Here is a 22149-nt window from a genome sequence, read left to right as displayed (position 1 = left end):
GTGAATCTTTATTACTTGCCCTTGGCCGTCATGACGGCTTCGGCGATGTTCTTCGGTGCTTCGGCGTAGTGCTTGAATTCCATCGTGTACGTAGCGCGACCTTGAGTGGCCGAGCGCAGTGCGGTGGAATAACCGAACATTTCCGACAGCGGGACTTCGGCCTTGATGATCTTGCCGCCGCCAATCATGTCGTCCATGCCCTGCACGATGCCGCGGCGGGACGACAGGTCGCCCATCACAGTACCCGTGTAGTCTTCCGGCGTTTCCACTTCCACGGCCATCATCGGCTCCAGCAGAACCGGGCTGGCCTTGCGCATGGCTTCCTTGAAAGCCATCGAGCCGGCCATGCGGAACGCGTTTTCGTTCGAGTCCACATCGTGGTACGAACCGAACGTCAGCGTTACCTTCACGTCAACCACCGGGAAGCCAGCCAGAATACCGGCCGGCAGCGTGTCGACGATACCCTTTTCCACTGCAGGGATGTATTCGCGAGGAATCACACCGCCCTTGATGGCGTCGATGAATTCGAAGCCCTTGCCCGGCTCTTGCGGTTCCAGCGTGATCACGGCGTGACCGTACTGGCCGCGGCCGCCCGACTGCTTGACGAACTTGCCTTCGACGTCTTCGGCCTTCTTGCGGATCGTTTCGCGGTAAGCAACCTGCGGCGCGCCGATGTTGGCTTCCACGCCGAATTCGCGCTTCATGCGGTCGACCAGAATTTCCAGGTGGAGCTCGCCCATACCCGAAATGATGGTCTGGCCCGATTCTTCATCGGTACGCACGCGGAACGAAGGATCTTCAGCGGCCAGGCGGTTCAGGGCGATGCCCATCTTTTCCTGGTCGGCCTTGGTCTTCGGCTCGACAGCCTGCGAGATCACCGGCTCCGGGAAGATCATGCGCTCGAGCACGATCGGCGATTGCGGATCGCACAGCGTGTCGCCCGTGGTGGCGTCCTTCAGGCCCACAGCGGCGGCGATGTCGCCTGCCAGCACTTCCTTGATTTCTTCGCGCTGGTTGGCGTGCATCTGCAGAATACGGCCCAGACGCTCCTTCTTCTGCTTCACCGGGTTGTACACGGTGTCGCCCGAATTGATCTTGCCCGAGTACACGCGGAAGAAGATCAGCTGGCCAACGAACGGGTCGGTCATGATCTTGAACGCCAGAGCCGAGAACTTTTCGTTGTCGTCGGCCTTGCGCTCCAGCTTCTTCTCGTCGTCGCTTTCGTCCACGCCCTTGACCGGCGGAATGTCCACAGGCGACGGCAGGAAGTCGATCACGGCGTCGAGCATACGCTGCACGCCCTTGTTCTTGAACGCGGTGCCGCACAGCATCGGCTGGATTTCGCAGGCGATGGTACGGTCACGCAGCGCCTTGACGATCTCGGCGCGGGTCAGCTCTTCGCCGCCCAGGTACTTTTCCATCAGCTCTTCGCTGGCTTCGGCGGCGGACTCAACCATCTTCTCGCGCCATTCGTCAGCAACGGCTTGCAGTTCGGCCGGGATGTCCTGGTATTCGAACTTCACGCCCTGGCTGGCTTCGTCCCAGACGATTGCCTTCATTTCCAGCAGGTCAACAACGCCCTGGAAGCCGTCTTCAGCACCGATAGGCACCACGACGGGCACCGGGTTGGCCTTCAGGCGGGTCTTCAGTTGGTCGTAGACCTTGAAGAAGTTCGCGCCGGTACGGTCCATCTTGTTGACGAACGCCAGACGCGGCACGCCGTACTTGTTGGCCTGACGCCAAACGGTTTCCGACTGCGGCTGCACGCCACCCACTGCGCAGTACACCATGCAGGCACCATCCAGCACGCGCATGGAACGCTCCACCTCAATGGTGAAGTCCACGTGTCCCGGGGTGTCGATGATGTTGAAGCGGTGCTCGGGGTAGTTGCCGCCCATGCCCTTCCAGAAGGCGGTGGTCGCAGCAGACGTGATCGTGATGCCGCGCTCCTGCTCCTGCTCCATCCAGTCCATGGTGGCCGCGCCATCATGCACTTCACCGATCTTGTGGTTCACACCGGTGTAGAACAGGATCCGCTCGGTCGTGGTGGTTTTACCCGCGTCAATGTGAGCCGAAATACCGATGTTACGGTAGCGCTCAATAGGAGTCTTACGAGCCACTTTAATCCTCTATTCGTCCGTGAGGCGCAGACATCTCATGGTCTGCGCCCTTAACACAAACGGGCGAGATGTGTGAAAACACAACCCGCCCGGCAACCAACAACGTTTTTCGCGCGCTTTAGAAGCGGAAGTGCGAGAACGCCTTGTTGGCTTCGGCCATGCGGTGCACTTCGTCGCGCTTCTTCATTGCGCCACCGCGGCCTTCTGCAGCTTCCATCAGCTCACCTGCCAGGCGCAGCGCCATCGACTTCTCGCTGCGTTTTTTCGCGGCCTCGCGCAGCCAACGCATCGCCAATGCCAAACGACGCGACGGACGGACTTCGACCGGAACCTGATAGTTGGCGCCGCCCACGCGACGGCTCTTCACTTCCACCACCGGCTTCACGTTGTTGATGGCAACGGAGAACACTTCGATGGGGGCCTTGCCTGCCTTCTTTTCGATCTGGTCAAACGCGCCATAAACGATACGTTCGGCAACCGACTTCTTGCCGTCCAGCATCAGCACGTTCATGAACTTGGCAACTTCAACATTGCCGAACTTCGGATCAGGCAGAACGTCCCGCTTGGGGACTTCACGACGACGTGGCATCTTCTTTCCTTAAGATTCAGTTGAGAGGCGGGTCAATATTTCCGCATCTCCGGCCACCAACTAGCTTGCCAACTGTCTGGGCAAATTCGCCGGGTGACCACTTACTCGACGGCACGGCGCACAAAAAACGCTCCGTTTTACCGCCGCCTGGTGACAGCTCCATGACTTCGCGCCACGGCTGTCGGATAAACGCTTTGCGTAGAAGCTTAGGCAGCCTTCGGACGCTTTGCACCGTACTTCGAACGGGCCTGACGGCGATCCTTCACGCCTTGCAGGTCCAGCGAACCACGGACGATGTGGTAACGCACACCCGGCAGATCCTTCACACGGCCGCCGCGGATCAGCACGACCGAGTGTTCCTGCAGGTTGTGGCCTTCACCGCCGATGTACGAAATGACTTCGAAACCGTTGGTCAGGCGCACCTTGGCGACCTTACGCAGTGCCGAGTTCGGCTTCTTCGGCGTAGTGGTGTACACGCGGGTGCACACGCCACGACGCTGGGGGCAGTTCTCAAGCGCCGGGCTCTTGCTCTTGATGACTTCAGAGACGCGCGGCTTGCGAACCAGTTGGTTGATAGTTGGCATTGTTCAATCCAGCTTGGTTTTACAAAAACACCCCTTCGCCAGAGGCTGGCCAAGGGGCAACTACGGGTTTTGGACGGGAAAGGTGAGCGGACGCTCTGAAGGAAGGGCTGTGAAGTGACAGACTTGCCAAAAGAGCGCGAGCTCGCCTGGATCCCGCTGTCGTCCTGCCTAGTTGAGCACCTGAAGCGCCACAAATCCGACGGGCGAGCGAAATCCGAAGCCAAAAACTCGAATCTGGCACTCTAGCAGTGGTAATGGCAACGGTCAAGGGGTATACGCGACGTATACCTTGTCACCACCATATGGCCGCCGTGCGCCCCGGATCCCGGCTGGCATGGTCAGACGCCGCGCAGCGTTTCCAGGATTTCGTCGCCGTAGCGTTCGAGCTTCGACGCACCAATTCCGGGCACCTCGGCCAGCTCTTCGATCGACTCCGGCGCGCTGCGGGCCAGTTCGGCCAGTGTGGCGTCGTGGAAGATGACGTAGGCCGGCACGCCGTGCGCCTTGGCAGTTGCCGTGCGCCAGTTCCGCAGCGCCTCCCAGTTGGCCAGCGTGTCCGCATCCATCGTCGCCGTGTGATCGGTGCGCGTGCCACTGCGACCGCCACGGTCGCCGGACTTGCCTGGCTTGCTGGCCTGGCGCCGCAGCGTTACCGATTCCCCGCCTTTGAGCACGTTGCGCGCCGGTTCGCCAAGCAGCAACGCGCCGTGGCCGCCGTGGTCGATCACCAGCAGGCCGTGGGCAATCAGTTGCCGGAAGATGGCGTGCCACTCGGACACGGACTTGTCCTTGCCGATGCCGAAAGTCGACACTTTGTCATGGCCCCACTGCCGGATTTTCTCGTTGGCGTTGCCGCGCAGCACTTCGATCAGGTGCGTGGCGCCGAAATGCACGCGACTGGCCTGCGCGGTGCGATACACGCACGACAGTGCCATCTGCGCCTCGCGCGTGCCGTCCCAGGTAGCGGGCGGCTCAAGACAGGTGTCGCAATTGCCGCACGGTTCCGCCGCTTCCTCGAAATAGGCCAGGATCCGTACACGCCGGCAGCCGGCCGTCTCGCACAGGCCCAGCAGCGCATCAAGCTTGGAAGACGACACGCGCTTGTGCGCATCGTCGGCCTCCGATTCATCGATCATGCGCTTTTGCTGCACCACATCGCCCAGCCCGTACGCCATCCAGGCGTTGGCCGGCAGGCCGTCCCGGCCGGCGCGCCCGGTTTCCTGGTAGTAGCCTTCCATGCTCTTGGGCAGGTCCAGGTGGGCCACGAAGCGCACGTCCGGCTTGTCGATACCCATGCCGAACGCGATCGTCGCCACCATCACGATGCCCTCTTCTTCCCGGAACCGCGCCTGGTGACGTTGCCGCACCTGTGCATCCATGCCGGCGTGGTAGGCCAGCGCCTGGATGCCATGGCCTGCCAGCCACTCGGCGGTGTCCTCCACCTTCTTGCGCGACAGGCAGTACACGATGCCGCTGTCGTGGCCGCCATCGCCATTCATGTGCTCGGCCTTGATGAAGGCCAGCAACTGCTGCCGCGCGTTGTCCTTTTCGACAATGCGATAGCGGATGTTGGGTCGATCGAAGCTGGAAATGAAGACGCGCGCATCGTCGAGCGCCAGCCGTTCGATGATCTCGTTGCGCGTGAGCGAGTCGGCCGTAGCCGTCAGCGCGATGCGCGGCACGTTCGGAAAACGCTCGTGCAGCACTGTCAGCTGGATGTACTCGGGACGGAAATCGTGACCCCACTGCGACACGCAGTGCGCTTCGTCGATGGCGAACAAACCCACACGAGTGCGGTCCAGCAGATCCAGGAAGCGCGGGGTCATGAGGCGCTCCGGCGCCACATACAGGACATCGACCCGGCCCGCCAGCAGGTCACGCTCGACGGCCGAGGCCTCGCTGCTGCTCAATGTCGAATTCAGCACTGCCGCGCGCACGCCGGCTTCGGTCAGCGCCGCCACCTGGTCCTGCATCAGCGCGATCAGCGGTGACACCACAATGCCCACGCCCAGCCCAGCCTGCTGACGCAGCAACGCCGGAATCTGGTAGCAGAGCGACTTGCCGCCACCCGTAGGCATCAGCACCAGGCAATCGCCACCGTCCGCAACATGGTCGATGATTTCGGCCTGCGTGCCACGAAATGCGTGGTAGCCGAAGACTTCTTTGAGGATCGCCAGGGCGCGCGACATGAGACAGCAACGATGTGGAAAGCCGGGAAAGGCGTAACCATACCACTCCGTGGGCAGCCAGGCCCCATGTGCACGCTCCGATGTGGCACGCATGCCAACCCGTGCATGAGAATTTGCCCCACTCTCCCACGGCCTTGCGCCAGCGCAAACCGCCACGGCACGTGCCCGCCCTACGATGGCGCAAACGATCCCCACACGACACCATGCAGCGCCATTCGTTTTCCCTGCCCATCGCGATCGCACGCGATGGCACGGAGCCGTACAAGCGGCGGATCATGCGGCAGGTGGAGCAACTGATCCTCTCCGGCCAGTTGCAGCCTGGCGACAGGCTGCCGTCCATCGCCTGCCTCGTCGCCATGCTGCATGTATCGCGCAACACGGTGGTTGGCGCCTACGAATGCCTGACCGACGCCGGCCTGCTGCGCGGCAAGCCGGGGCGCGGATTCTACGTAGCGGATGCTCCCCCGCGCGCGCCTGCACCGACCTCCCGAATTGTCAGTGCGGCGGCCATGCCATCCAGGGCCGGCATTGGCGTCTCATCGCCCGGCGTCCACGCCATGCCACCACGCTCGCCCGTGCGTTTCGACTTCAAGATTGGGCGCCCCGCGCCGGATGCGTTTCCCGCTCGACGCTGGGCCAGCATCTCGAACCCGCTACTGCGCCAGATGCGGCACGCGCTCAGCGAATACACGCCGGCGGAAGGACTCTGGGGCCTGCGTATGCAGATCGCCGATTACCTGGCGGCGACACGGGCGCTCGCCGTCGAGCCGCAGCAGATACTGATCGTCGGGGGGCGTCCAGGAAGCACTGCATCTGATTGCTGACCTGCTCATTCAGGATGGCGACCGCGTCGTCGTGGAGTCTCCGGGATATGCCGGCTTCTGCAATCTCCCACGTTTATTGCGTGCCAGACAGATTGCCGCGCAATGCGGCCTCACTCTGCACAAGCCTGTCCTTGTGCAAAGCCGGGCCGACGTAGTCGCCCCGACTGGCCGAATGTCACATCGCGCAGTTGGCCTGGTACAGCGCGTCGGCGCGTTGAATAGCTTACGTGATGCGAATCGCGGCCGCGCCTGCCCTGCCCGAAGCGCCTGCGCTGACGCACCGCGAGATCGGGCAACTGCTGCCGCACCGCTATCCGTTCCTGCTGATGGACACGATTCAAGCCTTCCGCCCGAACGAACACATCGTCGCCACGAAGGTAGTCAATCAGGAATCGCCGATCCTTGGCCGCTGCCCGCCGGATAGCTATCCGGCGTCGCTGGCGATTGAATCATTTGGGCAGGCCGGCGTCGCGCTGTTCTATCTGAGCCAACCCGATGGCGCCCCCTCGCACGCGTTGGTGGGCGTCATGCGCGACGTAACCCTGCATCGCCCCATTCCTTACGACGCGGTGCTGACGCTCGACGTACGCATCGACCGACTCCGGTCAAACATGGTGGTGTTCGGCGGAAACATTCTGATCGATAACGAGCCCGTGATCGAAGTAGGCGGTCTTGTGGTCATGATTGCACCGCAATAGCTTGATTCGCTGGCGCATTCACCGACCTCCTGGCAGCGGGATCCCGCGTTGTCGCAACTCATCTGGCCGTTCCGGCGAAGTGATCGGCGCTGGTGAGGCGCTTTGGCGCACCGCGTCCATCTGCTTTTGCCGCGCCTGCTGCTCGAGCATCTCGCACTGCGCCGGGTCATCACGGCCGGCCAGGCAGTCGTAATGCTGCTCGAATTGCTCACGGCGATATTCCTCCACCGTGGTGGTTGAAGGCTTTGGCGTCAGATCAAGCCGGAAATCGTCGGCTGCCGCATATGCGGGCAGCGGCAGGACGCCGCTGGCGACAACAATATGCTGGACGATGCGTTTGCATCGATCTATCCGGAAAGTTAGTGGCAATGGCATGGCGTATCGCTCTCTGATGACCAACCATATCTCCCATCTCCGCCCGGACTACTGACACGAAGCAAGATTCGCACGGTTAAAACGCGCATAAAAAAAGCCCGGCTCTTTCGAGCCGGGCTTTTTGCTACAGACCTACTGAGAGGCTAGCGATCAGACTGCGTCGCCGTCGCCCTCGGTGGCTTGCACCACCGGCGGCTCGATGAAGAGCGATTGCTCTTCTTCGCTGATTGCCTGGGCGCGTTCGCGCTCGGCTGCCTCGCGTGCCTTGCGGGCACGGTGGTAGGCCAGGCCGGTACCGGCCGGGATCAGACGACCCACGATCACGTTTTCCTTCAGACCACGCAGGTCGTCGGTCTTGCCCATGATCGCGGCTTCGGTCAGCACGCGCGTGGTTTCCTGGAACGATGCCGCCGAGATGAAGCTGTCGGTCGAAAGCGACGCCTTGGTAATACCCAGCAGCAGGTTCTCGTGCACTGCCGGACGCTTGCCTTCGGCGATCACGCGATCGTTCTCGTCGAGCAGGTCGGAACGCTCCACCTGTTCACCCGGGATGAACTTGGTGTCGCCCACGTCCTGGATCTGCACGCGGCGCAGCATCTGACGAACAATCACTTCGATGTGCTTGTCGTTGATCTTCACGCCCTGCAGACGGTACACGTCCTGAACTTCGTCCACGATGTAGTGCGCCAGCTCTTCGATGCCCTTCAGGCGCAGGATGTCGTGCGGGTCCGCCGGACCTTCCACGATCATTTCGCCCTTGTTCACCACCTGGCCGTCGTGCACCAGCACCTGCTTTTCCTTCGCGATCAGGAACTCGTGGGCGTTGCCGTCCAGGTCCGTGATCACCAGGCGCTGCTTGCCCTTCGTGTCCTTGCCGAATGACACCGTACCGGTGACTTCCGCCAGCACGGCGGCGTCCTTCGGCGAACGGGCTTCGAACAGCTCGGCCACACGCGGCAGACCACCGGTAATGTCGCGGGTCTTCTGCGATTCGGTCGGGATACGTGCCAGCACTTCACCCACGTGCACTTGCTGACCGTCCTTCACGGTAATCAGCGCGCCCACCTGGAAGCCGATGGTCACGGAGTGGTCCGTGCCCGGAATCTTGACTTCCTGGTTGTTGCCGTCGAGCAGCTTCACCTGCGGGCGCAGACCCTTGGTGGCAGCCGTACGGCGCTTGGCGTCGATCACCACGAGGGTCGACAGGCCCGTGACTTCGTCCATCTGCTTGGCAACGGTCACGCCTTCTTCCACGTTCTCGAAACGGATCGTGCCCGAGTACTCGGAAACGATCGGACGAGTCAGTGCGTCCCACGTGGCCAGCTGCGTACCAGCCTTGATGGCCTGGCCGTCCTGCACCAGCAGCGTGGCGCCGTACGGGATCTTGTGGCGCTCGCGCTCGCGGCCATGGTCGTCCGTGATCAGTGCCTCGCCCGAACGCGAGATCACGATCAGCTCGCCCTTGGCGTTCGTCACGTAGCGCATAGTCGCCGTGAAGCGCACCGTACCGGTGGCCTTGGCTTCCACGCTAGATGCCACTGCCGCACGCGATGCCGCACCACCGATGTGGAACGTACGCATGGTCAGCTGGGTACCCGGCTCACCAATCGACTGTGCAGCGATCACGCCCACTGCTTCGCCGGAGTTCACCAGCACGCCGCGGCCGAGGTCACGGCCGTAGCACTTGGCGCACAGGCCGAAGCGCGTGTCGCACGACAGCGGTGTGCGGACCTTCACTTCGTCCACGCCGATGCTGTCGATCAGTTCGACCAGATCTTCGTCCAGCAGCGTGCCGGTTTCGATCGCGGTTTCCTGGGTTTCAGGATTCACCACATCAGCCACCGTCACACGACCCAGGATACGGTCGCGCAGGGCTTCGATCACTTCACCGCCCTCGACCAGGGCCTTCATGGCCACGCCGTTGCTGGTGCCGCAATCGTCTTCCACCACCACCAGATCCTGCGTCACGTCGACCAGACGACGCGTCAGGTAACCCGAGTTCGCGGTCTTCAGTGCCGTATCTGCCAGGCCCTTACGTGCGCCGTGGGTGGAGATGAAGTACTGCAGAACGTTCAGGCCTTCACGGAAGTTCGCCGTAATCGGCGTTTCAATGATCGAGCCATCCGGCTTGGCCATCAGGCCACGCATACCTGCAAGCTGACGAATCTGGGCCGCGCTACCGCGAGCACCCGAGTCCGCCATCATGTAGATCGAGTTGAACGAATCCTGCTTGACGGTAGCACCAGTGCGATCGATCACGTCCTCGTGCTGGAGCTGCTCCATCATCGCCTTGCCCACCTGGTCACCAGCGGCACCCCAGATGTCCACGACGTTGTTGTAACGCTCCTGGTCCGTCACCAGACCCGACATGTACTGCTTGTCGTATTCCTTCACCTTGGCGGCTGCGTCGGAGATGATCTTCTCCTTCTGCGGCGGCACCAGCATGTCGTCGATGGCGATCGAGATACCAGCGCGCGTTGCCAGGCGGAAGCCCGACTGCAGCAGCTTGTCAGCAAAGATCACGGTTTCGCGCAGACCGCACTTGCGGAATGCCGTGTTGATCAGGCGCGAAATTTCCTTCTTCTTCAGCGGCTTGTTCAGCACCGAGAACGGCAGGCCCTTCGGCAGGATCTCGGACAGGATCGCGCGGCCGACCGTGGTGGCCTGCAGCGTGATCTTGGGTGCGAAACGGGCGTCGCCGTCGGCATCCTTGTTCACGAGTTCGTACTCGGTGATCCGCACGTTCACGCGCGAAGCGAGTTCGACTTCCTTGTTCTCGTAAGCGCGGATGACTTCGCTGATGTCAGCAAACGTCATGCCTTCGCCGCGACCGTTGATCTTGTCGCGGGTCGTGTAGTACAGACCCAGCACCACGTCTTGCGACGGGACGATCGACGGATCGCCGTTGGCCGGGAACAGCACGTTGTTCGACGCCAGCATCAGCGTACGCGCTTCCATCTGCGCTTCCAGCGACAGCGGCACGTGAACAGCCATCTGGTCACCGTCGAAGTCGGCGTTGAACGCCGCGCAGACCAGCGGGTGCAGCTGGATGGCCTTGCCTTCGATCAGCACCGGCTCGAACGCCTGGATACCCAGGCGGTGCAGCGTCGGCGCGCGGTTCAGCATTACCGGATGCTCGCGGATCACCTCTTCGAGGATGTCCCACACCACCGGCGTCTGGCTTTCCACTTCCTTCTTCGCCGCCTTGATCGTGGTGGCGATGCCCATCGTTTCCAGCTTGTGGAAGATGAACGGCTTGAACAGTTCCAGCGCCATCAGCTTGGGCAGGCCGCACTGATGCAGCTTCAGCGTCGGGCCCACCACGATGACCGAACGGCCCGAGTAGTCCACGCGCTTGCCCAGCAGGTTCTGACGGAAACGACCGCCCTTACCCTTGATCATTTCGGCCAGCGACTTCAGCGGACGCTTGTTGGCGCCCGTCATGGCCTTGCCGCGACGACCGTTGTCCAGCAGCGAGTCGACGGCTTCCTGCAGCATGCGCTTTTCGTTGCGCACGATGATTTCAGGGGCCTTCAGCTCCAGCAGGCGCTTCAGACGGTTGTTACGGTTGATGACGCGACGATACAGGTCGTTCAGGTCCGACGTGGCGAAACGGCCGCCGTCCAGCGGAACCAGCGGACGCAGTTCGGGCGGCAGCACCGGCAGCACTTCCAGGATCATCCACTCGGGCTTGATACCCGAGCGCTGGAACGCCTCCAGCACCTTCAGGCGCTTGGCGAACTTCTTGATCTTGGCTTCCGAACCGGTAGCCTGCAGCTCGGCGCGGATCTGTTCGATCTGCTTCTCGATGTCGATGCCGCGCAGCAGTTCACGGATGCCCTCGGCACCCATCATGGCCACGAATTCGCCTTCGCCGTACTCATCGCACTTCGCGATGTAGTCGTCTTCCGACATGATCTGGCTCTTCTTGAGCGGAGTCATGCCGGGTTCCAGCACCACGAATGCTTCGAAGTACAGCACGCGTTCGATGTCGCGCAGCGTCATGTCGAGCACCATGCCCAGACGCGACGGCAGCGACTTCAGGAACCAGATGTGCGCGGTCGGAGCGGCCAGCTCGATGTGGCCCATGCGCTCACGGCGCACCTTGGCCAGCGTCACTTCCACGCCGCACTTCTCGCAGATCACGCCACGGTGCTTCAGGCGCTTGTACTTGCCGCACAGGCACTCGTAGTCCTTGATCGGGCCAAAGATCTTGGCGCAGAACAGACCGTCGCGTTCGGGCTTGAACGTACGGTAGTTGATCGTCTCGGGCTTCTTCACTTCACCGTACGACCACGAACGAATCTTCTCGGGCGAAGCCAAGCCGATCTTGATCGCGTCGAACTGCTCTTCCTGCTGAACCTGCTTAAAGAGATCGAGCAATGCTTTCATTGCAACTCCTTGTATCGCCGCCGGTCCGGAGTTTGTCCGGAGCAGCGGCATTCAATCCTGTGGGAAAACCTTCGCTGGTGGGTACCGGGTTATCGCCCGGCACCCGCATCAAACCTGGGATCAGTAGCGATCCAGGTCGATGTCGATACCCAGCGAGCGGATTTCCTTCACCAGCACGTTGAACGATTCCGGCATGCCGGCATCGATCGAGTGCTCGCCCTTGACGATGTTTTCGTACACCTTGGTACGGCCGTTCACGTCATCGGACTTGACCGTCAGCATTTCCTGCAGCACGTACGACGCGCCGTAGGCTTCCAGTGCCCAAACTTCCATCTCACCGAAACGCTGGCCACCGAACTGGGCCTTACCGCCCAGCGGCTGCTGCGTCACCAGCGAGTACGGACCCGTGGAACGTGCGTGCATCTTGTCGTCCACCAAGTGGTGCAGCTTCAGCATGTGCATCACACCCAGCGTGACCGGACGCTCGAACGCTTCGCCAGTACGGCCGTCGTGCAGCGTGACCTGCTGCTTCGATGCCGTCAGACCCTTCTCGCGAGCGATCTCTTCCGGGTAGGCCAGGTCCAGCATGCGACGGATTTCGTCTTCATGCGCACCATCGAACACCGGCGTGGCGAACGGCACACCCTTCTTCAGGTTGCTCGCCAGTTCCAGCACTTCGGCGTCGCTGAGGCTGTCGAGGTCTTCCGGCTTGCCGCTCTCGTTGTAGATCTGCGCGAGCAGCGGACGGAGTTCCGTCGCACGGACGTTGGCCTTGAGCATGTTGCCGATGCGCTCGCCCAGACCGCGCGCGGCCCAGCCAAGGTGGGTTTCCAGAATCTGACCCACGTTCATCCGCGAAGGCACGCCCAGCGGGTTCAGCACGATGTCCGCCGGCGTACCGTCGGCCATGTACGGCATGTCTTCGATCGGAACGATCTTCGACACCACACCCTTGTTACCGTGACGACCTGCCATCTTGTCGCCAGGCTGCAGGCGGCGCTTGACGGCCAGGTACACCTTTACCATCTTGATCACGCCCGGCGGCAGTTCGTCGCCCTGCGTCAGCTTCTTGCGCTTCTCTTCGAAGGCCAGGTCGAACTCGTGACGCTTCTGCTCGATGGCTTCCTTGACGGCTTCCAGCTGGGCAGCAACTTCCTCGTCGGCCGGACGAATGTCGAACCAGTGATACTTGTCCAGATCGGCCAGGTATTCGCGGGTCAGCTTGGCGCCCTTGGCCAGCTTCTTCGGACCGCCGTTGACGGTCTTGTCGAGCAGCAGGCGTTCCAGACGCTGGAATGCATCGCCTTCCACGATACGCAGCTGGTCGTTCAGGTCCAGGCGGTAACGCTTCAGTTCGTCGTCGATGATCGACTGGGCACGCTTGTCGCGCGTCACGCCTTCACGGGTGAAGACCTGCACGTCGATCACGATACCGCTCATGCCCGACGGCACGCGCAGCGACGTGTCCTTCACGTCCGAAGCCTTCTCGCCGAAGATCGCGCGCAGCAGCTTCTCTTCCGGCGTCAGCTGGGTCTCGCCCTTCGGCGTGACCTTGCCCACCAGCACGTCACCGGCTTCCACTTCGGCGCCGATGTACGTGATACCCGACTCGTCCAGACGCGCCAGTTGCGCTTCGGCCAGGTTCGAGATGTCGCGCGTGATTTCTTCAGGTCCGAGCTTCGTGTCGCGGGCCACGACCGACAGTTCCTCGATGTGGATCGAGGTGTAGCGGTCTTCGGCAACCACACGCTCCGAGATCAGGATCGAATCCTCGAAGTTGTAGCCGTTCCACGGCATGAACGCGACCAGCATGTTCTGGCCCAGAGCCAGCTCACCCAGGTCGGTCGAGGCGCCGTCGGCGATCACGTCGTTGCGGGCAACGATATCGCCAACCTTCACCATCGGACGCTGGTTGATGTTGGTGTTCTGGTTCGAACGCGTGTACTTGATCAGGTTGTAGATGTCCACGCCAACTTCGCCGGCCACGGCTTCGTCGTCGTTCACACGAATCACCACACGCATTGCGTCGACGTAGTCCACCACGCCACCACGCATCGCCTGAACGGCCGTACCCGAGTCAACGGCTACGGTGCGCTCAACGCCGGTACCGACGAGCGGCTTGTCCGGACGCAGGCAAGGCACGGCCTGACGCTGCATGTTCGCGCCCATCAGTGCACGGTTCGCGTCATCGTGTTCGAGGAACGGCACCAGCGATGCTGCGGCCGACACGATCTGCGACGGCGCCACGTCGATGTACTGCACGCGGTCCGGCGTGACCATACGCGTTTCACGCTCGGAACCTTCACGCGACGACACCAGTTCGTCGATCAGGGTGCCGTCGGCGTCAACGGTCGCGTTGGCCTGCGCCACCACGTACTTGCCTTCCTCGATGGCCGACAGGTAGTCCACCTGGTCGGTCAGCTTGCTGTTCTCGACCTTGCGGTACGGCGTTTCCAGGAAGCCGTATTCGTTCAGGCGAGCGTACAGTGCCAGCGAGTTGATCAGACCAATGTTCGGGCCTTCCGGCGTTTCGATCGGGCACACACGGCCATAGTGGGTCGGGTGCACGTCACGGACTTCAAAGCCGGCGCGCTCGCGCGTCAGACCACCCGGGCCAAGTGCCGAGACACGGCGCTTGTGGGTAATTTCCGACAGCGGGTTGGTCTGGTCCATGAACTGCGACAGCTGCGACGAACCGAAGAACTCGCGAATCGCCGACGAAATCGGCTTCGAGTTGATCAGGTCGTGCGGCATCAGGTTCTCGGTCTCGGCCTGGCCCAGACGTTCCTTGACAGCACGTTCCACGCGCGACAGGCCGGCGCGGAACTGGTTTTCGGCCAGTTCGCCGACGCAACGCACACGACGGTTGCCCAGGTGATCGATGTCGTCGACTTCGCCCTTGCCGTTACGCAGGTTGACCAGGATCTTGATGGTCTCGAGGATGTCTTCGTCCTGCAGCACCATGCTGCCCTCGCCGCTCGGGCGCGACAGACGGCTGTTGACCTTCATGCGGCCAACGCGCGACAGGTCGTACGACTCTTCGCTGTAGAACAGACGCTGGAACAGCGCTTCCACGGCGTCCTCGGTGGGCGGCTCGCCCGGACGCATCATGCGGTAGATGGCGATACGAGCGGCCGTCTGGTCGGCGGTATCGTCCACGCGCAGCGTCTGCGAGATGTACGGGCCCTGGTCCAGGTCGTTCGTGTACAGCGTCTGGATCTGCTTGACACCGGCTTCGCGCAGGTTTTCCAGCAGCGCTTCGGTCAGCTCGTCGTTGGCGTTGGCGATCACTTCACCGGTATCCGGATCGATGATGTTCTTGGCCAGCACGCGGCCCAGCAGGTAGTCTTCCGGCACGCTGATGAGCTTGGTGCCCGCGGAGTCCAGGTCACGGATGTGCTTGGCGTTGATCCGCTTGTCCTTTTCCACCACGACGCGGCCGTTCTTGTCGGCGATGTCGAAGCGCGCGACTTCACCGCGCAGGCGCTCGGGCACGAACTCGAGTTGCGCGCCTTCACCTTGCAGCGTGAAGTTGTCGAAGACGAAGAAATGAGCCAGGATCTGTTCCGGCGTCAGGCCGATCGACTTCAGCAGGATCGTTACCGGCATCTTGCGGCGGCGGTCCACACGGAAGTACAGGATGTCCTTCGGGTCGAATTCGAAGTCGAGCCACGAGCCACGGTACGGAATGATACGTGCCGAGAACAGCAGCTTGCCCGAGCTGTGCGTCTTGCCCTTGTCGTGCTCGAAGAACACGCCAGGCGAACGGTGCAGCTGGCTAACGATGACACGCTCGGTGCCGTTAATCACGAAAGAACCGGTCGACGTCATGAGCGGAATTTCGCCCATGTAGACTTCCTGCTCCTTCACTTCCTTCACCTTGCCCGGGTTCTCGCGATCGTTGATGATCAGGCGAACCTTGGCACGCAGCGCCGAATGGAACGTCAGACCACGCTGCTGGCATTCCTTGACGTCGAACGGCGGGTTGGACAGGTGATACGAGACAAACTCCATACGGGCAAGCCCGTTATGGGAGGAGATGGGAAAAATCGCGTTGAAAGCGGCCTGCAGACCCTCGCTTTTGCGACGCGCGGTCGGCGTTTCCGCTTGCAAGAACTGGGTGTAGGATTCAATCTGTGTGGCAAGCAGGAATGGAACCTGATGAACCGTCGCACGCTTCGCAAACGATTTGCGAATGCGCTTCTTTTCGGTGAAGCTGTACGCCATGGGATCTCCGAATCATCGCAGGGCTGGCTGGACCTGGCCGGCACCTGAGGTGTTCAGCGACTGGGAGGGGATTTGGCGGTTGGCCGCTACCAACCTCTGGCTGACGGTACCCGCACGCTGCGGACGGTGTGGTCATTGCACGGCGCAATGCCTGCACACGTCCGGGGGGCACCCGACCAAACTTGTCTTCTGCAGTCGGTTCAGAAGACAAACATCAGCAACCACTTAGTGTGCCACTGATGTTTGGCTTCTGCTGGGGCAGCGATGGATTGTCGCATGCCAAGCATATCCTGAATCACATTTAGCCCGTCCGGGCCGGTTTGCGCCACGCCGAGGTGCGCCTTAAAACACACCTTTCACAAGCGCAAAAAGGCTGGCGCCGGGATTTTCCCTTTGCCAGCCCCTGCTGCGTGCCACAGAGGCACGCGCGGCACCACTTACTTGACTTCGACCTTCGCGCCGGCGTCTTCCAGCTTCTTCTTGGCGTCGTCGGCAGCAGCCTTGTCCACGCCTTCCTTCACGGCCTTCGGTGCGCCATCGACCAGGTCCTTGGCTTCCTTCAGGCCCAGACCGGTGATTTCGCGAACGGCCTTGATCACGCCAACCTTGTTCGAGCCAACTTCGGCCAGAATCACGTTGAATTCGGTCTTTTCTTCAGCAGCGGCAGCACCGCCAGCGCCCGGGGCAGCAGCCACAGCCATGGCAGCAGCCGACACGCCAAACTTCTCTTCGAACGCCTTGACCAGGTCGTTCAGTTCCATCACGGACATCGCGCCTACGGCTTCCAGGATGTCGTCTTTAGTGATTGCCATTTGGATTACTCCTACTAGATTTGATTCGGGATCGGTAATGCGATCTGTATATGCGACAGCTTAGGCAGCCGGGGCTTCCGCTTCCGCGGGGGCGCCTTCGGCGTTCTTGGCAGCCAGTGCGGCCAGCAGACGGGCAAAGCCCGACACCGGTGCCTGCATGACGCCAAGCAGCTGAGAGATCAGTTCTTCGCGGCTCGGGATCGAAGCCAGGGCCTTGACGGCGCCAGCATCGAGAACGTTGCCGTTGTACGAACCTGCGCGCAGGACCAGCTTGTCGTTGGTCTTGGCAAAGTCGTTCAGAACCTTGGCCGAGGCCACTGCATCTTCGGAAATACCGTAGATCAGCGGACCCGTCATCTGCTCTGCGAGGCCTGCAAACGACGTACCTTCGACAGCACGACGGGCCAGCGTGTTCTTCAGAACACGCAGGTACACGCCTTGCTGACGAGCGGTGGCACGCAGCTTGGTCAGATCGCCAACCGCAATGCCGCGATATTCGGCCACGACGATGGTCTGGGCCTTGGCGACTTGCGCCGAAACCTCAGCAACGACGGCCTTCTTATCTTCAATATTAAGTGGCACGGTTAAGCTCCAAAACGATGCGCTTGCGCTGGCGGGCCAGTGCAGACACATCAGTCCAAACGAACGGCGTCCGATTGGCCCGAATCCACCGGATTGCTCCGGCATCATCAATCCCTTCGGGTGCGCCATCTGCGCTGGCGGGCCGGCTGCCATCGGGGCAAGCCCCGCATGTGCCGACCGATTAAGTCCACGCTGCCAGAAGGCGGTGTGAACACCAGCGGTCTTTGATAACCAGCAACATCTCCCGTGCGCCATGCGCGCCGAAGATGCCACTGCCCAAAGCCTTGCGACGATCGCGGCATCGCCACGATCCTCAATTCCTGCCCTAGCCGGCGTTATCGGGTTCCGGTCAGAGGATTGCCGTCAGCTTAGGCCGACAGCGAAGTCTGTTCGACGCGAACGCCAACGCCCATCGTGGACGACACGGCGATCTTGCGCAGGTAGACACCCTTGCTCGTTGCCGGCTTGGCCTTGACCAGTGCGTCCAGCAGGGCGCTCAGGTTGCTCTTCAGCGCTGCGTCTTCGAACGAACGGCGGCCGATGGTGGCGTGGATGATACCGGCCTTGTCGACACGGAACTGCACCTGACCAGCCTTGGCGTTCTTCACTGCCTGGGCCACGTCCGGCGTCACGGTGCCAACCTTCGGGTTCGGCATCAGGCCGCGCGGGCCGAGGATTTGGCCCAGCGTACCGACGATACGCATCGTGTCCGGCGAAGCGATCACGACGTCGAAGTTCAGGTTACCGGCCTTGACTTGCTCGGCCAGGTCTTCCATACCGACGATATCGGCACCAGCAGCCTTGGCGGCCTCAGCCTTTTCGCCTTGGGCGAACACGGCAACGCGAACCGACTTGCCGGTACCAGCCGGCAGCACCACGGAACCACGCACAACCTGGTCCGACTTCTTGGCGTCGATGCCCAGTTGCACGGCCACGTCGATCGATTCGTCGAACTTCGCCGAGGCGCAGCTCTTGACCAGGCCCAGGGCCTCGTCGATCGGGTAGAACTTGGTACGCTCGATCTTCGCCTTGTTGGCGGCGACGCGCTTGGAAACCTTAGCCATTTACAGACCCTCCACGGTGATGCCCATCGAACGCGCCGAACCAGCGATCGTACGCACGGCGGCGTCCATGTCGGCGGCGGTCAGGTCGGCATTCTTGGCCTTGGCGATTTCTTCAGCCTGGGCGCGGGTGATCTTGCCTACCTTGTCGGTATGGGGCTTGGGCGAACCCTTGGTGATGCCTGCTGCCTTCTTGATCAGCACGGTCGCGGGCGGCGACTTCATCACGAAGGTGAAGCTCTTGTCGGCGAAGGCGGTAATCACCACCGGCACCGGCAGACCGGGTTCCATACCCTGGGTCTGGGCGTTGAACGCCTTGCAGAACTCCATGATGTTCAGACCACGCTGACCCAGTGCGGGACCAACGGGCGGGGAGGGATTTGCCTTACCAGCCGGAATCTGCAGCTTGATAAAGCCAATGATCTTCTTGGCCATCTTTACTCCAATCCGGATCCGTTCCTGTTCGGAAATTCAGATCCTGTTGAGTCGTAACGCGCTATCGCCATGCCGGGGCACAGCCTCACGCTCCTCTTCGGGCAGGCCTTTCGGCCGCCCTATCCGTCTGCCAGCACCGTATCCGGCGCCAACAAACAAAAATCCTTAAACCTTCTCGACCTGGCCGAACTCGAGCTCGACCGGCGTCGCACGTCCGAAGATCGTGACCGTCACGCGCAGGCGCGACTTTTCGTAGTTCACTTCTTCGACGTTGCCATTGAAGTCGGTGAACGGGCCGTCCTTGACGCGCACCATTTCGCCCACTTCGAACAGCGTCTTGGGACGCGGCTTCTCGACCCCTTCCTGCATCTGGGTCATGATCTTGTCGACTTCGCGCTGCGAAATCGGACTCGGGCGGTTACGTGCACCACCCACGAAACCGGTCACCTTGCTGGTGTTCTTCACCAGGTGCCACGTTTCGTCGGTCATTTCCATTTCCACCAGCACGTAGCCAGGGAAGAAACGACGTTCGGTCACCGACTTGTGGCCGCCCTTGATTTCGACGACTTCTTCCGAGGGCACGAGGATGCGGCCAAACTTGTCCTGCATCTCTGCGCGCTCGATGCGCTCCTGCAGCGCACGCTGCACGCTCTTTTCCATGCCGGAGTAGGCGTGCACCACGTACCAGCGCTTCTTCGACGAAGGCGATTCTGCGGCCGTGGTTTCCTGCTGAGCGTTATCCGTCATGTGCTACCTCTTATTTCCAGCCCAGGACGAGCGAGAAGATTACCCACTCTATGAGCTTGTCGGCCGACCACAGGAACAGCGCCATGATCACCACAAAGGCAAACACGAGGCCAGTCATCTGGCCAGCTTCCTTGCGCGTCGGCCAGACGACCTTGCGAACTTCCCGGTACGACTCACGAGCAAATCCAACAAAGTCCTTACCGGGCGCGGACACCAGAGCCACGACGACGCCAGCCGCGAGGCCCGCAAAGAGAGCGGCGCCACGGACGTACGACGGCTGCTGAGCCAGCGCGTAGAAACCGATGACTCCGGCAACTACCAGGAGCACCGCTACCACGAGCATCCACTTGCCGCTCGAGGCGCCTACGGTTTCGACATTGGGATTAGCCATGTTTCGCAAACGAGACTAAGCCGCGTCACGATTCTTTCTCGCGACGCGGCTGATTGATTTGGCAGGGGCAGAGGGAATCGAACCCCCAACCTTCGGTTTTGGAGACCGACGCTCTGCCAGTTGAGCTATACCCCTAAAACAACTTCGGGGCCGGCATTAAGCCAACCCCTCTGGCAAACGAACGCGACCGGTTGGTGTCGCGCTCGCCAGTTCAACTGACGAATCAGTCGAGGATCTTTGCCACAACGCCGGCGCCGACGGTACGGCCACCTTCGCGGATAGCGAAGCGCAGGCCTTCTTCCATGGCGATCGGGGCGATCAGCTTGACGGTGATCGACACGTTGTCACCCGGCATGACCATTTCCTTGTCCTTCGGCAGCTCGATCGAGCCAGTCACGTCGGTCGTACGGAAGTAGAACTGCGGGCGGTAGTTGTTGAAGAACGGCGTGTGACGGCCACCTTCGTCCTTCGACAGGATGTACACCTCACCCGTGAAGTGCGTGTGCGGCTTGATCGAGCCCGGCTTGCACAGGACTTGACCACGTTCCACGTCTTCGCGCTTCGTGCCGCGCAGCAGCAGACCCACGTTGTCGCCAGCTTGACCTTGGTCCAGCAGCTTGCGGAACATTTCCACGCCGGTGCAGATCGTCTTCACCGTCGGGCGGATACCCACGATTTCGATTTCTTCGCCGACCTTCACAACGCCACGCTCGATACGACCGGTCACCACGGTACCGCGGCCCGAGATCGAGAACACGTCTTCCACCGGCATCAGGAACGTACCGTCAACGGCGCGCTCCGGCGTCGGGATGTACGTGTCCAGTGCGTCGGCCAGGGCCATGATCGCCACTTCGCCCAGCTCGCCCTTGTCGCCTTCCAGCGCCAGCTTGGCCGAACCCTTCACGATCGGGGTGTCGTCGCCCGGGAAGTCGTACTTGCTCAGCAGCTCGCGCACTTCCATTTCCACCAGCTCGAGCAGCTCGGCGTCGTCCACCATGTCGCACTTGTTCAGGAACACGATGATGTAAGGCACGCCAACCTGGCGGGCCAGCAGGATGTGTTCACGCGTCTGCGGCATCGGGCCGTCAGCGGCCGAGCACACCAGGATTGCGCCGTCCATCTGCGCAGCGCCCGTGATCATGTTCTTCACATAGTCAGCGTGGCCCGGGCAGTCAACGTGGGCGTAGTGACGGTTGGCCGTCTCGTATTCCACGTGTGCGGTGTTGATCGTGATACCGCGTGCCTTTTCTTCCGGTGCTGCGTCGATTTCGTCGTACTTCTTGGCTGCACCACCGAACTTCGCGGCCAGCACCGTGGCAATCGCTGCCGTCAGCGTCGTCTTACCGTGGTCAACGTGACCGATCGTACCTACGTTCACGTGCGGCTTGGTCCGCTCGAACTTTTCTTTTGCCATTTCGCGACTCCTGTCTCGGTAGCAATTGCCAGTGCGGGTATAGATGGTGCCCATGGGCAGGATCGAACTGCCGACCTCTCCCTTACCAAGGGAGTGCTCTACCACTGAGCCACATGGGCGAAACTTGACTTACTATTGCGACGGCAACCGAAGCGGTGGAGCGGGTGAAGGGAATCGAACCCTCGTCGTAAGCTTGGAAGGCTTCTGCTCTACCATTGAGCTACACCCGCCCGGTTACTTCCTGCTTCACAGGCTTTCGCCTGGTTGCTGTCTTGCATTCTGGTGGAGAGGGCTGGATTCGAACCAGCGTAGGCGTAAGCCAACAGATTTACAGTCTGCCCCCTTTAGCCACTCGGGCACCTCTCCGCAGAGAACTTGTGATTATGGTGCAACTTACCGGGGCTGTCAAGCGCTTTCCTTGTCGGTAAGCGGCTTTGCGGTTTGCCCTGGAAGCCTGCAATCACAGCGCTGAGGCCGTGTTTGCCGGGACCAGAATCATCGATCTGAAATCGACGCTCTCACCCTATAGGGGTCCGCAGAAACGGGCCAGGTGGCATTCCAGCGGCTTGGGCGAGAGCTTGCGCGTTTCGCTCGCGCAAAAGCAAAACCCCCAAGCTTTCGGGCTTGGGGGTTCTGGGTATAAGAGCCTGGCGATGACCTACTTTCACACGGGTAGTCCGCACTATCATCGGCGCAAAGTCGTTTCACG

16 protein-coding genes and 4 tRNA genes are annotated in these 22149 nt (G+C 61.5%); 2 read left to right on the top strand and 18 right to left on the bottom strand.

The features are described 5' to 3' along the window. Positions 1 to 11: 11 nt before the first annotated feature. From fusA to recQ, 4 genes are all read right to left on the bottom strand, one after another. Complete coding sequence (gene fusA, locus MFF62_RS21460; RefSeq protein ID WP_238265146.1) at positions 12 to 2120, bottom strand: elongation factor G; 2109 nt, start codon at positions 2118 to 2120, stop codon at positions 12 to 14. Between the two features lie 118 nt (positions 2121 to 2238). Then, positions 2239 to 2709 carry a 30S ribosomal protein S7 gene (rpsG, locus tag MFF62_RS21455; RefSeq protein ID WP_066734316.1) on the bottom strand — a complete coding sequence of 157 codons (471 nt, stop codon included), beginning with the start codon at positions 2707 to 2709 and terminating at the stop codon, positions 2239 to 2241. Between the two features lie 206 nt (positions 2710 to 2915). Next, positions 2916 to 3293 (bottom strand): 30S ribosomal protein S12, encoded by a 378-nt coding sequence (rpsL, locus tag MFF62_RS21450; protein ID WP_008649178.1) that lies wholly within the window; start codon positions 3291 to 3293, stop codon positions 2916 to 2918. A gap of 338 nt (positions 3294 to 3631) precedes the next feature. Continuing rightward, positions 3632 to 5482 (bottom strand): DNA helicase RecQ, encoded by a 1851-nt coding sequence (gene recQ / locus MFF62_RS21445; RefSeq protein WP_238265145.1) that lies wholly within the window; start codon positions 5480 to 5482, stop codon positions 3632 to 3634. 203 nt (positions 5483 to 5685) lie between these two features. Here recQ and MFF62_RS21440 point away from each other — a divergent pair, with 203 nt between their 5' ends. Both MFF62_RS21440 and MFF62_RS21435 read left to right on the top strand, forming a co-directional pair. Then, positions 5686 to 6306 carry a GntR family transcriptional regulator gene (locus tag MFF62_RS21440; protein ID WP_238265144.1) on the top strand — a complete coding sequence of 207 codons (621 nt, stop codon included), beginning with the start codon at positions 5686 to 5688 and terminating at the stop codon, positions 6304 to 6306. Between the two features lie 230 nt (positions 6307 to 6536). Next, complete coding sequence (locus tag MFF62_RS21435; RefSeq protein ID WP_238265292.1) at positions 6537 to 7004, top strand: 3-hydroxyacyl-ACP dehydratase FabZ family protein; 468 nt, start codon at positions 6537 to 6539, stop codon at positions 7002 to 7004. 18 nt (positions 7005 to 7022) lie between these two features. On the opposite strand, the gene MFF62_RS21430 is transcribed toward MFF62_RS21435, so the two are convergent. The 14 genes from MFF62_RS21430 to MFF62_RS21365 all read right to left on the bottom strand — a co-directional run bounded on the left by MFF62_RS21430 (position 7023) and on the right by MFF62_RS21365 (position 21806). Continuing rightward, entirely contained in the window at positions 7023 to 7403 is a 381-nt protein-coding gene (locus MFF62_RS21430) for a hypothetical protein (RefSeq protein WP_238265143.1), read from the bottom strand. 126 nt (positions 7404 to 7529) lie between these two features. Then, positions 7530 to 11771, bottom strand: coding sequence for a DNA-directed RNA polymerase subunit beta' (gene rpoC / locus MFF62_RS21425; protein WP_238265142.1), 4242 nt, complete (start codon positions 11769 to 11771; stop codon positions 7530 to 7532). A 120-nt stretch (positions 11772 to 11891) separates the two neighbouring features. Beyond that, a complete protein-coding gene (rpoB, locus tag MFF62_RS21420) occupies positions 11892 to 15998 on the bottom strand; it encodes a DNA-directed RNA polymerase subunit beta (protein ID WP_238265141.1) in 4107 nt (1368 codons plus the stop codon). A 437-nt stretch (positions 15999 to 16435) separates the two neighbouring features. Further along, positions 16436 to 16810, bottom strand: a complete 375-nt coding sequence (gene rplL / locus MFF62_RS21415; RefSeq protein WP_238265140.1) for a 50S ribosomal protein L7/L12 — start codon at positions 16808 to 16810, stop codon at positions 16436 to 16438. A gap of 60 nt (positions 16811 to 16870) precedes the next feature. Continuing rightward, positions 16871 to 17392 (bottom strand): 50S ribosomal protein L10, encoded by a 522-nt coding sequence (rplJ, locus tag MFF62_RS21410; protein WP_238265291.1) that lies wholly within the window; start codon positions 17390 to 17392, stop codon positions 16871 to 16873. 368 nt (positions 17393 to 17760) lie between these two features. Continuing rightward, positions 17761 to 18456: a 50S ribosomal protein L1 gene (gene rplA / locus MFF62_RS21405; protein ID WP_019447979.1), complete on the bottom strand. Its 696-nt coding sequence runs from the start codon at positions 18454 to 18456 to the stop codon at positions 17761 to 17763. Next, entirely contained in the window at positions 18457 to 18888 is a 432-nt protein-coding gene (rplK, locus tag MFF62_RS21400; RefSeq protein ID WP_238265139.1) for a 50S ribosomal protein L11, read from the bottom strand. A gap of 165 nt (positions 18889 to 19053) precedes the next feature. Continuing rightward, complete coding sequence (nusG, locus tag MFF62_RS21395) at positions 19054 to 19635, bottom strand: transcription termination/antitermination protein NusG (RefSeq protein WP_008649197.1); 582 nt, start codon at positions 19633 to 19635, stop codon at positions 19054 to 19056. Positions 19636 to 19645: 10 nt separating this feature from the next. Then, the gene (secE, locus tag MFF62_RS21390) at positions 19646 to 20026 is read right to left on the bottom strand and encodes a preprotein translocase subunit SecE (protein WP_238265138.1); all 381 of its coding nucleotides are present in this window, start codon (positions 20024 to 20026) and stop codon (positions 19646 to 19648) included. A 59-nt stretch (positions 20027 to 20085) separates the two neighbouring features. Continuing rightward, positions 20086 to 20161 (bottom strand) — tRNA-Trp (locus tag MFF62_RS21385). A gap of 88 nt (positions 20162 to 20249) precedes the next feature. Beyond that, positions 20250 to 21440, bottom strand: coding sequence for an elongation factor Tu (gene tuf / locus MFF62_RS21380; RefSeq protein WP_238265137.1), 1191 nt, complete (start codon positions 21438 to 21440; stop codon positions 20250 to 20252). Between the two features lie 44 nt (positions 21441 to 21484). Next, positions 21485 to 21559: transfer RNA gene (locus tag MFF62_RS21375), tRNA-Thr, on the bottom strand. Positions 21560 to 21596: 37 nt separating this feature from the next. Further along, positions 21597 to 21670, bottom strand: a tRNA-Gly gene (locus MFF62_RS21370). Positions 21671 to 21720: 50 nt separating this feature from the next. Continuing rightward, a tRNA-Tyr gene (locus tag MFF62_RS21365) sits at positions 21721 to 21806 on the bottom strand. Positions 21807 to 22149: the final 343 nt, after the last annotated feature.

Source organism: Cupriavidus pauculus (genome assembly GCF_022179805.1).
Lineage (GTDB): Bacteria > Pseudomonadota > Gammaproteobacteria > Burkholderiales > Burkholderiaceae > Cupriavidus > Cupriavidus pauculus_E.
This window is presented reverse-complemented; position numbering and strand designations above follow the sequence as displayed.

Coding starts and splice junctions, on each gene's coding strand:
- rpsG (WP_066734316.1), bottom strand. CDS start 2,709: ATGCCACGTCGTCGTGAAGTCCCCAAGCGGGACGTTCTGCCTGATCCG.
- rpsL (WP_008649178.1), bottom strand. CDS start 3,293: ATGCCAACTATCAACCAACTGGTTCGCAAGCCGCGCGTCTCTGAAGTC.
- recQ (WP_238265145.1), bottom strand. CDS start 5,482: ATGTCGCGCGCCCTGGCGATCCTCAAAGAAGTCTTCGGCTACCACGCA.
- MFF62_RS21440 (WP_238265144.1), top strand. CDS start 5,686: ATGCAGCGCCATTCGTTTTCCCTGCCCATCGCGATCGCACGCGATGGC.
- MFF62_RS21435 (WP_238265292.1), top strand. CDS start 6,537: ATGCGAATCGCGGCCGCGCCTGCCCTGCCCGAAGCGCCTGCGCTGACG.
- rpoC (WP_238265142.1), bottom strand. CDS start 11,771: ATGAAAGCATTGCTCGATCTCTTTAAGCAGGTTCAGCAGGAAGAGCAG.
- rpoB (WP_238265141.1), bottom strand. CDS start 15,998: ATGGCGTACAGCTTCACCGAAAAGAAGCGCATTCGCAAATCGTTTGCG.
- rplL (WP_238265140.1), bottom strand. CDS start 16,810: ATGGCAATCACTAAAGACGACATCCTGGAAGCCGTAGGCGCGATGTCC.
- rplA (WP_019447979.1), bottom strand. CDS start 18,456: ATGGCTAAGGTTTCCAAGCGCGTCGCCGCCAACAAGGCGAAGATCGAG.
- rplK (WP_238265139.1), bottom strand. CDS start 18,888: ATGGCCAAGAAGATCATTGGCTTTATCAAGCTGCAGATTCCGGCTGGT.
- nusG (WP_008649197.1), bottom strand. CDS start 19,635: ATGACGGATAACGCTCAGCAGGAAACCACGGCCGCAGAATCGCCTTCG.
- secE (WP_238265138.1), bottom strand. CDS start 20,026: ATGGCTAATCCCAATGTCGAAACCGTAGGCGCCTCGAGCGGCAAGTGG.
- tuf (WP_238265137.1), bottom strand. CDS start 21,440: ATGGCAAAAGAAAAGTTCGAGCGGACCAAGCCGCACGTGAACGTAGGT.